The 12,145-nt window shown below is 64.1% G+C and carries 11 protein-coding genes; 7 read left to right on the plus strand and 4 right to left on the minus strand.

What is annotated here, in order from left to right; translation table 11 throughout:
- Positions 1-298: 298 nt before the first annotated feature.
- Genes dctP through RHPLAN_RS11955 form a run of 7 tightly spaced genes read left to right on the plus strand, consistent with a single transcriptional unit; the run spans position 299 to position 7,753 of the window.
- Positions 299-1,288, plus strand: coding sequence for a TRAP transporter substrate-binding protein DctP (gene dctP / locus RHPLAN_RS11925; protein WP_068017792.1), 990 nt, complete (start codon positions 299-301; stop codon positions 1,286-1,288).
- Positions 1,289-1,313: 25 nt separating this feature from the next.
- On the plus strand, positions 1,314-1,856 hold the full coding sequence (locus tag RHPLAN_RS11930) for a TRAP transporter small permease (protein ID WP_068017795.1): 543 nt from the start codon (positions 1,314-1,316) through the stop codon (positions 1,854-1,856).
- Entirely contained in the window at positions 1,853-3,160 is a 1,308-nt protein-coding gene (locus RHPLAN_RS11935; protein ID WP_198164866.1) for a TRAP transporter large permease, read from the plus strand. The genes RHPLAN_RS11930 and RHPLAN_RS11935 overlap by 4 nt, the downstream gene beginning before the upstream one ends.
- A gap of 24 nt (positions 3,161-3,184) precedes the next feature.
- On the plus strand, positions 3,185-4,051 hold the full coding sequence (locus RHPLAN_RS11940) for an FAD binding domain-containing protein (protein ID WP_068017798.1): 867 nt from the start codon (positions 3,185-3,187) through the stop codon (positions 4,049-4,051).
- Positions 4,044-4,526 (plus strand): (2Fe-2S)-binding protein, encoded by a 483-nt coding sequence (locus RHPLAN_RS11945; protein WP_068017801.1) that lies wholly within the window; start codon positions 4,044-4,046, stop codon positions 4,524-4,526. Before RHPLAN_RS11940 ends, RHPLAN_RS11945 begins: the two co-directional genes overlap by 8 nt.
- Complete coding sequence (locus RHPLAN_RS11950) at positions 4,523-6,898, plus strand: xanthine dehydrogenase family protein molybdopterin-binding subunit (protein ID WP_068017805.1); 2,376 nt, start codon at positions 4,523-4,525, stop codon at positions 6,896-6,898. The genes RHPLAN_RS11945 and RHPLAN_RS11950 overlap by 4 nt, the downstream gene beginning before the upstream one ends.
- Before the next feature lie 39 nt (positions 6,899-6,937).
- Complete coding sequence (locus RHPLAN_RS11955) at positions 6,938-7,753, plus strand: creatininase family protein (RefSeq protein ID WP_068017808.1); 816 nt, start codon at positions 6,938-6,940, stop codon at positions 7,751-7,753.
- A 245-nt stretch (positions 7,754-7,998) separates the two neighbouring features.
- Here the strand turns inward: RHPLAN_RS11955 and RHPLAN_RS11960 are convergent, their stop codons facing one another.
- From RHPLAN_RS11960 to RHPLAN_RS11975, 4 genes are read right to left on the minus strand one after another with little or no spacing between them, the layout of a single operon-like run.
- Positions 7,999-8,847 carry an ABC transporter ATP-binding protein gene (locus RHPLAN_RS11960; RefSeq protein WP_068017811.1) on the minus strand — a complete coding sequence of 283 codons (849 nt, stop codon included), beginning with the start codon at positions 8,845-8,847 and terminating at the stop codon, positions 7,999-8,001.
- Positions 8,844-10,229, minus strand: a complete 1,386-nt coding sequence (locus tag RHPLAN_RS11965) for an FAD-binding oxidoreductase (protein ID WP_084244759.1) — start codon at positions 10,227-10,229, stop codon at positions 8,844-8,846. Before RHPLAN_RS11965 ends, RHPLAN_RS11960 begins: the two co-directional genes overlap by 4 nt.
- A 9-nt stretch (positions 10,230-10,238) precedes the next feature.
- Positions 10,239-11,294, minus strand: coding sequence for an aromatic ring-hydroxylating dioxygenase subunit alpha (locus RHPLAN_RS11970; RefSeq protein WP_068017814.1), 1,056 nt, complete (start codon positions 11,292-11,294; stop codon positions 10,239-10,241).
- A 27-nt stretch (positions 11,295-11,321) separates the two neighbouring features.
- A complete protein-coding gene (locus RHPLAN_RS11975; RefSeq protein WP_068017816.1) occupies positions 11,322-12,125 on the minus strand; it encodes an ABC transporter permease in 804 nt (267 codons plus the stop codon).
- Positions 12,126-12,145 lie beyond the last annotated feature (20 nt).

The following is a 12,145-nucleotide window of genomic DNA, read 5'->3' on the forward strand; positions in this document are numbered from 1 at the left end:
ATGAAAATGCAGACGGCGAATCCTCGCGGCGCGATGCGGTGGCCGGCGCGAAGAAGTTGCCTTGGGTTACCGCCGCGATTTAATTGATCTAAATCATGATTTTATCCGACGGCAAGAGATCATCGTCACGTCCGGGGAGGCGTTTGCGGCCGACATCTTGGTGCGACGGTCGCGCTGCACCGCACAAGGCTGCGCGCCTAAATAAATGTCATGACTTGCACCGAAAGCGCCTTGACCGTATTCGCGCATACTAACATTGTTGAAATCTGTAATTCTGCAAAACCGAAGGAGATTACAGATGTCCGCCTGGCAATGCCGGAATGTTCTCCATCGCCTTCAGGTTGCCGCTGCAGCACTGAGTTTTTGCGCGATCGTCGGCAGCGCCAAAGCCGAAGAGATCACGCTGAAGTCGGCAGTATTCGTGCCGCCCTCGACCACTTACGGAATTCCGTTCAAGCGCTTCGTCGATCACGTCAACGAGACCGGCAAGGGCGTGCTGCAGATCCGCATCGTCGGCGGTCCCGAGGCGGTGCCGGCCGACGGCCAGGCGCAGGCGGTCAAAAACGGCGTGCTCGATATCGCTGCGATCCCGCCGGCCTACTACAAGAGCGCGATGGTCGAGGGCGACGCGCAAATCCTCTCGAACATGACGGTTGCCGAGCAACGCAAGTCTGGCGGCTACGCGGCGCTGAACGCGATCGCCGGCGAGCGCATGAACTCCATGTATCTCACGACTTACGGCATCGGCGTGCCGTTCCATTTCTACGTCACCAAGGAAATGGCGATCACGAAGCCCGAAGACCTGAGCGGACTGCGTTTCCGCGGCCAGCCGAACTACAACGCTCTGTTCAAGCATTACGGCATCGCAGGCGTGAACATCGCTGCGCCCGAGGTTTACACCGCGCTGGAGCGTGGCACCGTGCAGGGCTATGGATGGCCGTTGTGGGGCATCAACGACTTCGGCTGGGAGAAGCTCACCAAGGTGCGCATCGACCCGGGCTTCTACAACGTCGTCAACACCGTGCTGATGAACAAGAGCAAGTACGCGTCGCTGACGCCGGAGCAGAAAAAGGTGATCGACGACGCCGTGGTGTGGTTCGAGCAGGACGATCTCCGCTATACCGCCGAAAAGACCAAGGAAACGCTTGAGCTTCAGGCCAAGGCCGGCATCAAGACCGTCGACTTCGGTCCGGAGTTCAAAAAGCTCGCGGTCTCGCTCTATTGGGATGACCTCAAGAAGCTCAGCCCCGACGCGATGGCCAAGCTTCAGCCGCTCCTGACCAAGTGAGCGTCCCCTCCGTGATGCTTGGCGCATGCGCCTGATCTTCTGGCTCAATGGATGGCTGGTGCGCATTCTGTGCGTGCTGGCCGTCATTGTGTTGTCGGCCATGGCGCTGGGCGTCAGCGCCGAGGTGATCCTGCGGATGTTCAACTATCCGTCGATCATCGGCCTGATCGAGCTCACCGAATACGGTCTCTTCATCTCGACCTTCTTCGTCGCGCCATACCTGCTTCGCACCAACGAGCACATCCGGGTCGACATTGCGATGTCGCGGGTCGATCCCGCGGTCGCGCGGCGCTTCGAATACGGTGTGCTTCTCGCAATCATCGGAGTGTCGATCATCACCGGCGTGGTCGGCATGATGATCCTGATTAGCAATGTCCGGGACGGCACGCTGATCTTCAAGGACCTGATCATCCCGCAGTGGTGGCTCGACTGGATCATTCCGCTCACCTCGCTGGTGATGGCGCTGCAGGCGCTGGAGATGCTGATCGACCAGATGAATGCGCCGACAACGGTCCGCCATGAAGCGTCCGAGCACATTCCGGGCATCCAGCCGGGAGAGCTGCCGTGAGCTGGATCTCGGTCCTGGCGCTGATGTTCACGTCCAAAGTGGGGCTGCTGCTCTGCGCGCTGCCGGTCGCGTTCGTCTTCTTCATCATCAACATCTTCGGCTCCTACCTGATCTTCGGCGGTGTGCCGGGGCTGGAGCAGATGGTGCGCAACGAGCAGCTTTCGGTCGCGCAGTTCTCGCTCGTGCCGATCCCGTTCTTCGTGCTGATGGGCGAGGTGCTGTTCCACACCGGCCTCGCGATGAAGTCGATCGATGCGGTCGACGCCGTGATCCGCCGCGTGCCGGGCCGCCTTGCGGTGGTGGCGCTGGTCGCCGGCACGGTGTTTTCTGCGATCTCGGGCTCGACCATCGCCACCACGGCGATGCTCGGCTCGCTGCTGTTGCCGCAGATGCTCCAGCGCAACTACGAGCCCAAGACCGCGATGGGGCCGATTCTCGCCATCGGCGGCGTCGACATCCTGATCCCGCCGTCGGGCCTGGCCGTGCTGCTCGGCAGCCTCGCCGGCATTTCGATCTCGGGCCTTCTCGTCGGCGGCATCGTGCCCGGCCTGATCCTGTCGGCGCTGTTCATCGGCTACGTGCTGATTCGCTGCTGGCTCAACCCCACGCTGGCTCCGTCCTATGACGACGGCAAGCCGCAGGAGGGAAACCCGTGGGTCAGGCTCGCGATCACCATCCTGCCGCTGATCGGCGTGTTCGCGATCGTGGTGATCAGCATGACCGGCGGCTGGGCCACGCCAACCGAATCGAGCGCGCTCGGCGCCGTCGCAACCGTCGTGCTCGCCGCCTGCTACGGCTGCCTGACGCGGCAGAGCCTCTGGAAGTCGCTGCTGGGCACCGTGTCGATCTCGGGCTCGCTGCTGTTCATCATCGTCGGCGCGACGACCTTCGCGCAGCTCCTGAGCTTCTCGGGCGCCACCGCCGGTCTCGTGGCTGTGATCGAAAGCTCGCAATTCAGCCAGACCACGATCCTGATCGGCATGCTGGGCATTCTGCTGATCCTGGGATTCTTCATCGACCAGACCAGCATTATGATGATCACGCTGCCGTTCTACATGCCGCTTCTGCGCAACATGGGCGTCGATCTGATCTGGTTCGGAATTCTCTACCTCCTTTGCATGCAGATCGGTTTGCTGACGCCGCCGTTCGGGCTGCTGCTGTTCGTGCTGAAAGGCGTGGCGCCGCCCGGCATTTCGATCGGCATGATCTATCGTGCCGCGCTGCCCTATGTCTGGCTGACCATGTTGATGATGGCGTTGATCTTCGTCATACCTGCGATGGTGACGGCCTTTGTGCCGAACTGACCGGCCAGCACGAGGGTTTGCCGCATGAAAGCCCGTGCCTTCCTCTACCGCCGGCCCGACAGCATCGACGAGGCGCTTGCGCTGCTCGCCGATACCGACGGCGCGCAGGTGCTGGCGGGCGGTCAGAGCCTCATGCCGACGCTCAACATGCGGCTGTCATCGCCCGAGATGCTGGTCGATATCAACCGCATCGAGGCGCTGCGCGGCATCGACGACCGCAGTGATAAAATCCGGATCGGCGCGCTGGTCCGGCATGCCGAAGTGCTGGAATCGAAAGTGATCGCCGAGCGCGTGCCGCTCATGGCCATGGCCATTCCCCATGTCGCGCACATGGCGGTACGCAACCGCGGCACCACCTGCGGCAGCCTCGCCCTGGCGGACCCGTCCGCCGAGATGCCTGCGATCGCGGTGGCGCTCGACGCCGGGATCGTGCTGCGAAAGCGAGGTGCGGAGCGTTCGGTTTCCGCCCGCACGTTTTTCCAGGGGCTCTATCAGACCGCGCGGAATGACGACGAAATGATCGCCGAAGTCATGTTGCCCGCGGCGCAGCCGGACGAGGTGTTCGGCTTTTCGGAGCTGAGCCGCCGCCACGGCGATTTCGCCACGGTGGGCGTTGCGGTGCGGGCGCGCAAGGCGCCGGGCGGTCTCGGCGAACTCAATGTGGTGTTCTTCGGCTCCGAACCCACGCCGCTGCTGAGCCGCTCGGCACGAGGGCTGACCGTCGACGCGAATTCGTCCGACGAGGCGTTGTCCGAGATCGCGAGCAGCATCGCCAAGGACATGAATCCGATCGACAGCCACCAGGGTCGTGGCGAGACCAAGCGCCGGCAGGCGGCCGTTCTGCTGGTGCGCACACTGAAGGACATGATCGTGCGAGCGGCTCATGTCTGAACGTCACGACATCGCCTTCACGCTCAACGGCAAGCCGGTCAATGCCACCGTCGATGCGCGGCTCAATCTGGCGGATTTCCTGCGGCATACCTTGCGGCTCACCGGCACCCATGTCGGCTGCGAGCATGGTGTCTGTGGTGCGTGCAATGTCCTCATCGACGGGAGGTCGGCGCGAAGCTGCCTGACGCTGGCCGTGCAGGCCGATGGCGCGCAGGTCGAGACCATCGAAGGGCTGACGGAACACAAGACCATCGCCGACCTGCAGCGTGAGTTCGTCGCGCGAAACGCACTGCAATGTGGCTACTGTACCCCCGGCATGCTGGTCACCGCCGCCGAGCTGCTCGCGCGCGGCAAGCCTGGCCGTCACGAAATCCGCGAGGCTTTGTCCGGCAACTTCTGCCGCTGCACCGGCTATCAGGCTATCGTGGACGCGGTCGAAGCGGTGGCTTTGGCGCGGGCGGGTGCGAAGCCATGACCGAAGCGAGCGGACCGATCGGACGCAGCACCCCGCGCCGCGACGCCGAGCGGCTGGCGGAGGGCAGGGGCCGCTACACCGACGATCTCGACGTCGCGAACCTGGGTCACATCGCGTTTCTGCGCAGCCCCCACGCGCATGCGCGCATCGTCGCGATCGACACCGCGGCGGCCAAGCAGTCGCCGGGTGTGATCGCTGTTGTCACCGGCGACGACCTCGCGAAGGTCTGCAAGCCCTGGCAGACGCGGCTCGTGCCGTTTCCGGTTCACAGCTCGCCGCCGCAATATCCGCTGGCGCGCGGCGAGGTCTGCTGGCAGGGCGAAGCTGTGGTCGCGGCCGTTGCGGCAACGCGCGCGCAGGCCGAGGACGCGATTGAGCTGGTCGCAGTCGAGTGGGAGGAACTGCCGGCTGTGCCGAGCATCGAGGCGGCGTGCGCGGAACGGGCGCCGACGGTGAACGGTGCCAAGAGCAGCAACATCGGCCTTGAACACTCCTTCGCGGGCGGCACGCCGGAGCAGGCGTTTGCCGAGGCCGCGGTCGTCGTCGAGCACGACTTCACGTTCCAACGCCAGACCGGCGTGACGCTCGAGTCACGCGCGATCGTCGCCGAGTTCGATCCGCGCATCCGCCAGCTCACGATCCATCATTCACATCAGGTGCCGCATCAGATGCGGGATGTGTTTGCGGCGCAGCTCGGTCTGCCGCTGTCGCATGTCCGCGTCGTGGCGCCCGATGTCGGCGGCGCTTTCGGCATGAAGCTCACCGCCTATCCGGACGAGATGGCAACAGCCGCCATTGCGGTGCTGCTGGAACGGCCGGTGAAATTCACCGCGGATCGTCTGGAATCGTTCGTCAGCGACATTCACGCCCGCGAAGCCAGGATCCGCGGAAAGCTCGCGGTCGATACCGACGGGCGATTGCTGGCGATGAGCCTTTCCATGCTCTCGGGCATGGGCGCCTACACCAATTACCCGCGTGGCAGTGTGGGTGAGGGCCTGCAGACCGTGCACATGTCGGCCGCTGCCTACCGGCTGCCGAACTATCGTGGCGAGGTGCGCGGCTATTTCCAGAACAAGCCGCCGACCGGCATTTTGCGTGGCGTCGGCCAGCCGATCGCCACCACGGTGACCGAGCAGCTGATCGATCTCGCGGCGCGCAAGCTCAGTCTCGATCCGGCGGAGTTGCGGCGGCGGAACTATGCCGAGGCCCGAAAGCCGGACGCCAAATCGATTACCGGCATCCTGCTTGGCGAGCTTTCGCTCGTGCGCTGCCACGAGAAGCTGATGGCGTTGATGGACTACGACGGCTTGCGTCGGCGACAGGCGGAGCTTCGAGAGAAGCGAGTTTATCGCGGCATCGGCCTGTCGGTGTACATCGAGCAGACCTCCGTCGGGCCGGTGATCTACGGACCGCTGCAGGTCCGCGTCTCGGCCAACGAGACGTGCCGGCTGTCGCTCGAGCAGGACGGCGGCATTCGCTGCGAAACCAGCATCACCGATCAGGGCCAAGGCACGGGGACCGCGCTCACCCAGATCATCGCACAAGAGCTGGGCGTGGAGCCCTTCTCGATCGAAGTCAGGAGCGGCGACACCGCGACGGCGCCGATGGGCGGCGGCGCCTGGGCGTCGCGCGGCACCTCGCTCGGCGGCGAAGCCGCGCTTCGTGCGGCCCGCGCGTTAAAGCAAAACATTTTGTCGATCGCCGCATCCATGCTGCAGGCCGACGCCGCCACGCTTCGGCTTGAGGGAGGCACGATCCTGAATTCCGCAGGCCTTGCGCAGATGACCGTCGCCGATATTGCGACGGCGGCGTTCTATCGTTCGCATCTCGTGCCGATGGCCGAATTGCCACCGCTTGAGATCACCGAGACCTTCGTGCCGCGCGCGACACCTTATATTTCGGCCAACGGCATCCACGCCGCCCATGTGGAGGTCGATATCGATCTGGGCACCGTCCGCATCCTGGACTATTGGGTGGTCGAGGACTGCGGCCGGGTGGTCAATCCGCTGCTGGTCGACGAACAGATCCGCGGTGGCGTGGTGCAGGGCATCGGCTCGGCGCTGTACGAGCAGTGCATCTATTCGAGCGAAGGCCAGCTCGAGAACGGCAGCCTGATGGACTACCTCGTGCCGATGGCCGGTGAGATGCCCGACATTCGTATCGCCCATGTCGAAACGCCGACGCCCGCGACCACGCTCGGCGCCCGCGGCGTCGGCGAAGCCGGCACCGTCGCGGCCGGCGCCGCAATCTGGACGGCCGTCAACGATGCGCTTTCGCCGCTCGGCGCGGTGGTGACGTCGCAGCCGATCACGTCGGAGCATGTTCTCGACAGCATCGACGTGGCGCTTGCTGTCGATCGCGCAGTAGACTGACCGGGAAACAACCCAGGTCGCATTACCCAGGTCGTATCCATGCTGAATTCACGCTGGTGGTGGGATCTCTCGACGCGCGATTTCGCCGCGGTCGACATGAGCGGGATCGTCGCGGTGCTGCCTGTGGCCGCTGTCGAGCAGCACGGCCCGCATCTTCCGGTCCGGGTCGATGCTGCGATCAATGAAGGCATCGTCGCGCGGGCCGTCGAGCTGATGCCTGACGCGCTGCCGGCGCTGGTTCTGCCGGCGCTGCCGGTCGGAAAGTCCGACGAGCATTTGGCCTATCCCGGCACCCTGACGCTGTCCTACGAGACACTGGCCAAGGTCTGGTTCGAGATCGGCGAGAGCGTGCACCGTGCAGGCTGCCGCAAGCTGATCCTGTTCAATTCGCATGGCGGCCAGACTCAGGTGATGGACATCGTCTGCCGCGAGCTGCGGGTGAAGCTCGGCATGTTCGCGGTGGCCTGCTCGTGGTTCCGCGTCACTGAAGCTGGCGACCTGTTCGACGCGGCCGAGCTTCGCCACGGCATCCATGGCGGCGAGACCGAAACCAGCGTGATGCTGCATCTGCATGGCGATCTGGTCGAGATGGCGCGCGCCGAGAACTTTGTGCCGAAGTCGGTCGAGATGGAAAAGACCAACGCGATCCTCACGCCGGAGGGCGCGGTCGGCTACGGCTGGCAGACCCAGGATTTGCAGGCATCAGGCGCCTGCGGCAATGCGCTGGCCGCGGATGCCAAACGCGGCGCCGAGCTGGTCGAACGCGCGGCGAAGCAGCTTGTTGCACTGATCGACGAGGTCGCGCGCTTCCCGCTCGACAATATCGTGTCGCGGACGCGGTATTCTGGTTCGTAGTCTTGCCAGGTTTTCCGGTTGTCCTCCGCCACGAGCCACAAGGGCGGTGTCATCGCCGGGCACAGCCGTCCGAAGGACGGCGTCGCTTGCTCGCCTATGACCCGGCGATCCATGAGCGGCCGCAGCGCGGACAATCGTAAGAGGATACTTTGTCGTGCGACCGGATGGACCCGCGGGTCAAGCCCGCGGGTGACAGCGTGCGTGTTGGATGAGTGTGCTTCCAAGCAAGCGGAACCGCGTTCTAGCTAGACAGCCTCGTTGGCCGTCATGGCATGCCGCAGCGCCGCCGACACGAATCGGCAGCGCTCGTTGTAGAACGTCGAGGTGCGGTATTCCTCGTTGCGCGGATAATGTGCTTCGATCGGGATGTCGGCGCTGATCCGCCCGGGCCGCGCGCTCATCACCACGATGCGGCTCGACAGATACACCGACTCGTAGACGCTGTGGGTCACGAAGATCACCGTCAGCCCCTGCTGCGCGAACAGCTCCAGCAGGTCGTCGTTGAGTTTGATGCGGGTGATCTCGTCGAGCGCGGCGAAGGGTTCGTCCATCAGCAGGATCTTCGGACGGGTCACCAGCGCGCGGGCGATCGACACGCGCATCTTCATGCCGCCGGAGAGCTGCCTCGGATGGGCATCGGCAAAGGCCGACAATCCGACCATGGCCAGCGCTTCGTCGATCCGCTCCTGCGCATCGCGCTTGGTGACGCCGGTCAGCAGCAGCGGCAGATGCACGTTGTCGGTGACGGTGCGCCAAGGGAGCAGCGTCGGTTCCTGGAAGACGAAGCTCAGCGCCGGCTCCGCGGTGCCCATCGCGTCATAGGCCGATTGCGGCCAGTCGATGGTGCCTGCGGAGGGCGGCGACAGATTGGCGATCAGCTTGAGCAGCGTCGATTTTCCGCAGCCGGATGGCCCCAGCAGGCTGACGAACTCGCCCGGCCGGATCGTCAGGTCGATGCCGGCGAGCGCTGTCACACCGTTGTTGAAGGATTTCGAGATGCCGGCGAGCCGCAACAGCGGTCGTCCTGACGCAGCCTGGGCTGCCGGATCGGCAGCAGCGGTGTCAGGCACGAGCTTGAGCGGCGCGGCTGTCATGGGTTCTTCGGCACAAAGCTTCGCATCTTGCCTGGATTGAGCAAGCCCATCGGATCGACCTCGTGCTTGAAGCCGAGCTGGTCGGCGTCGACGCGCTTGTAGCGGCTGCCGTCCTCGAGCGTGATCACATGGGGATCGGCGATCATGACGCCGCAGGATTCGTAAGTCTTGACGATCTCGTAGAGCCGTTCGCGCGAGCGATAGTGGATGACCGGCAGGCCGCTCGCGGTCATGACACCATTGATGCGCAGGAATTCGAGATGCTGCGTCACCTCGCCCTCGAACTTCTTGCCGACCTCGGTCACCGCCTCGACCAGCCGGTCGTGCGGATAGAGGCACTGCAGATAGGTCACGCCGCGATCGACCTTGAGCTGCTGCAAGGTCGTGTGGTTCCAGGTGTGCTCATAGAGCGGCACCTTGTTCAGCACGTCTTCGGCCGGCTGCTTGTAGGTCAGCTTGCCCTTGAAAGACTCCAGCAGCGTCTCGAAACTTTCCAGCGACATCTCGCCGATCATGGCGAACAGGACGCTCTTGCCATCCGGACAGTGGGGCCGGTACGCCGCGAAGTTCTGGGGCAGCGGCCACTCGATCGGGGAGATGAGCTTCTTGGTGATGCCGTCGGCCATCGCGATGGTGCGCCCGAAGCGCACGGCTTCGATGAAGTCATCAAAAGCGACGATCACGTCGATCCAGGGCAGCGCCGGCGCGAGCGGCATTTCCAGGACGGTGATGATGCCGGTCGTGCCATAGGCGCGGCTGATCTTCTGTGCGGCGTCACCGCGGAGCTCGATCACGCGGGGCTTTTCCTCCAGCGTCACGATGCGGGCGGCGAGAATGTTGCCGGGCTCGCGCAGTCCGCCATAGGTGACGCTGCCGGCGCCGCCCGAGCCGCCTGCCACAAAGCCGCCGATCTGGGACGCGCGCTTGGTCGAAGGGTGCATCCGCAGCTCCCAGCCGTTCGGCCGGGTCGCGGCGTCGATATCCCATATCTTGGCGCCGGCCTCGACGCGGATTTTTCCAGGCTTCTGCCACTCGATCTTGTTGAACATCGACATATCGAGCACGACGCCGCCGTCCATCGGCACGCACTGCCCGTAATTGCCCGTGGCGCCGCCGCGCGGTGTGAGCGGAATGCGGTGCCTGGCGCAGGCCGCGGCCACGCGAATGACTTCGCTCTCGTCCTTCGGCGTGACGATCACGTCGGCGAGCTTGTCCTTCAGCTCCTCGTTCAGGATCGGGCTATACCAATAATAATCGCGCGAGCGCCGCTTCAGATCGGTGGCATCCATGGTCCAATCGATTCCGGCGATATCGGCCAGGAAGCGTTCGATTGGATAACGGCCGGTGCCTTGCTCCCGGGCGAGCGCAGTGCCTTGCGACATGACAGGTCCTTATTCCGCAGCGATGGCCGGAACCTTATCGCCTGCGTTGCGCGTCGCATAGACCTCGGCCTCGCCGTGATCCTCGAACAGCTTCATCAGGCGCTTGCGCATGATCATGCCGGGGCGGTCGGAGACCATGTGCGCCTCGACGCGGCGGCCCATGTCCATCGTCGCGTCATAATCGGTCGACTCGATGATGTCCTTGTCTTCCCGGGTGATCTGGAAGTCCCAGTCGATCAGCTCCTTGGCCGGGCAGTCGGCCTCGGTGTCGTTGCGGTAGAGCCACTGCACAACCATGATGTGGCTGTCGTCGATCGGCGTCGCCGAATTGAAGATGATGTGGCGCAGCCCGCTCGGATATTCGATGTCGAGCTTCCGGCAGAACGGCATGTACCACTTGTTGCGCATGTGGCGCTTGGTGGTCGGGTCGGTGGTGCCGGAGATGCGGTGCTGCACCGGCGGGTTGGCGACGGTGATCAGCGTCTCGGCCTCGAAGCCGTAATCGGTCTCGACGATCTCGTATTTCTCGGGCAGCGGCTGGTTGAGCTGGCCGAACGTGCCCTTGTGCACGAAGGCGAAGTGCGCGTTGTCGAACGAGTTCTCCATCAGCCGGAACGCCGAGGTGTTCCACACCTCGTAGAACTGCGGGATGCGGCGGAACTTGGGATCGTGCTCCTCGTCGGCATCGAGGATCGGTGCGAGCGGCTCCTCGAGCGCCACCCAGGCGTAGCCGTAGCGGCTTTCGCAGTGATAAGCCGGCGTGGAGAGGTTCGGCACCTCCTGCTGCACCGGAAACTGCGGCACGTGGGTGAGCTTGCCGGTGCGGTCATAAGTCCAGCCGTGATAGCCGCAGACGATCTGGCCGTCGTTCATCCAGCCCTTGGAGAGCTTGGAGGTGCGGTGGCAGCAGCGATCTTTCAGTGCGGCCGGCTGGCCCTCCTTGTCGAGGAACAGGACGATGTCCTCGCCGAGCAGGCGGAACGGCTTCGGGCCGTCTTTGAGGTCTTCGAGCGCCATCACCGCATACCAGAAGCGGCGCAGCACGTTCTGTTGGGTTGTGAGCATATTTCAGTCCTCCGGCTTGTTTCGTTTTTAAGCTTCGCTCTCGGCCATGCTGTCGTGCCAGGTGCCGAGCGCCAGTCGCGACAGCATCACCATGGCGAGAAACAGCGTGATGCCCGCGACCGTGATCAGGAACAGCGCCGCAAACATCCGCGGAATTTCGAGCTGGAAGCCCGATTGCAGGATTTCATAGGCGAGTCCGGTGTTGCGGCCGCCGGTGCCGGCGACGAACTCGGCGACTACCGCGCCGATCAGCGCCAGGCCGCTGGAGACGCGCAGTCCGGCGAAGAAGAACGGCAGCGCGCTTGGGATGCGAAGATAAATGAGCTTCTGCAGCCGCGACGCGCGGTTCACCGCGAACAGGTTCTGATGGCCCTGGTCGACGCTGCGCAGCCCCACGGTGGTGTTCGAAATGATCGGGAAGATCGCGATGATCGTCGCACAGATCACCAGGGCGAGCTGGGTGTCCTTGACCAGGATGATGATCAGCGGAGCGATCGCAACGATCGGCGTCACCTGCATGATGATGGCGTAAGGGAACAGGCTCCGTTCGATGATCGGGCTCTGCACGAACAGGAAGGCCACGGCCGAGCCGATCACCACCGCGAGCGTCAGCGCGATCAGCGTGACGCGCAGCGTCACCCACAGCGCCCGCATCAGCACCGGCGTGTCCGACACGAACACCGAGGCGATCTGGCTCGGCGCCGGAAACAGATAGGACGGGATGGAGAAGATACGGCAGCCCGCCTCCCACCCCGCGATCACCAGCACGCCGACGATCAGCGGCGGCAGGATGTCGGCGATTTTCTTGCGGGCTGTCGTGCCGGTTGTCATGTTTGTGCTTGGTGTTTCGC

The sequence above is a fragment of the Rhodoplanes sp. Z2-YC6860 genome (assembly GCF_001579845.1).
Classification (GTDB): Bacteria; Pseudomonadota; Alphaproteobacteria; order Rhizobiales; family Xanthobacteraceae; genus Z2-YC6860.

Bases quoted from the DNA above. Each gene is read 5' to 3' on its own strand.
- dctP (WP_068017792.1), top strand. From the start codon at position 299: ATGTCCGCCTGGCAATGCCGGAATGTTCTCCATCGCCTTCAGGTTGCC.
- RHPLAN_RS11930 (WP_068017795.1), top strand. From the start codon at position 1,314: ATGCGCCTGATCTTCTGGCTCAATGGATGGCTGGTGCGCATTCTGTGC.
- RHPLAN_RS11940 (WP_068017798.1), top strand. From the start codon at position 3,185: ATGAAAGCCCGTGCCTTCCTCTACCGCCGGCCCGACAGCATCGACGAG.
- RHPLAN_RS11945 (WP_068017801.1), top strand. From the start codon at position 4,044: ATGTCTGAACGTCACGACATCGCCTTCACGCTCAACGGCAAGCCGGTC.
- RHPLAN_RS11950 (WP_068017805.1), top strand. From the start codon at position 4,523: ATGACCGAAGCGAGCGGACCGATCGGACGCAGCACCCCGCGCCGCGAC.
- RHPLAN_RS11955 (WP_068017808.1), top strand. From the start codon at position 6,938: ATGCTGAATTCACGCTGGTGGTGGGATCTCTCGACGCGCGATTTCGCC.
- RHPLAN_RS11960 (WP_068017811.1), bottom strand. From the start codon at position 8,847: ATGACAGCCGCGCCGCTCAAGCTCGTGCCTGACACCGCTGCTGCCGAT.
- RHPLAN_RS11965 (WP_084244759.1), bottom strand. From the start codon at position 10,229: ATGTCGCAAGGCACTGCGCTCGCCCGGGAGCAAGGCACCGGCCGTTAT.
- RHPLAN_RS11970 (WP_068017814.1), bottom strand. From the start codon at position 11,294: ATGCTCACAACCCAACAGAACGTGCTGCGCCGCTTCTGGTATGCGGTG.
- RHPLAN_RS11975 (WP_068017816.1), bottom strand. From the start codon at position 12,125: ATGACAACCGGCACGACAGCCCGCAAGAAAATCGCCGACATCCTGCCG.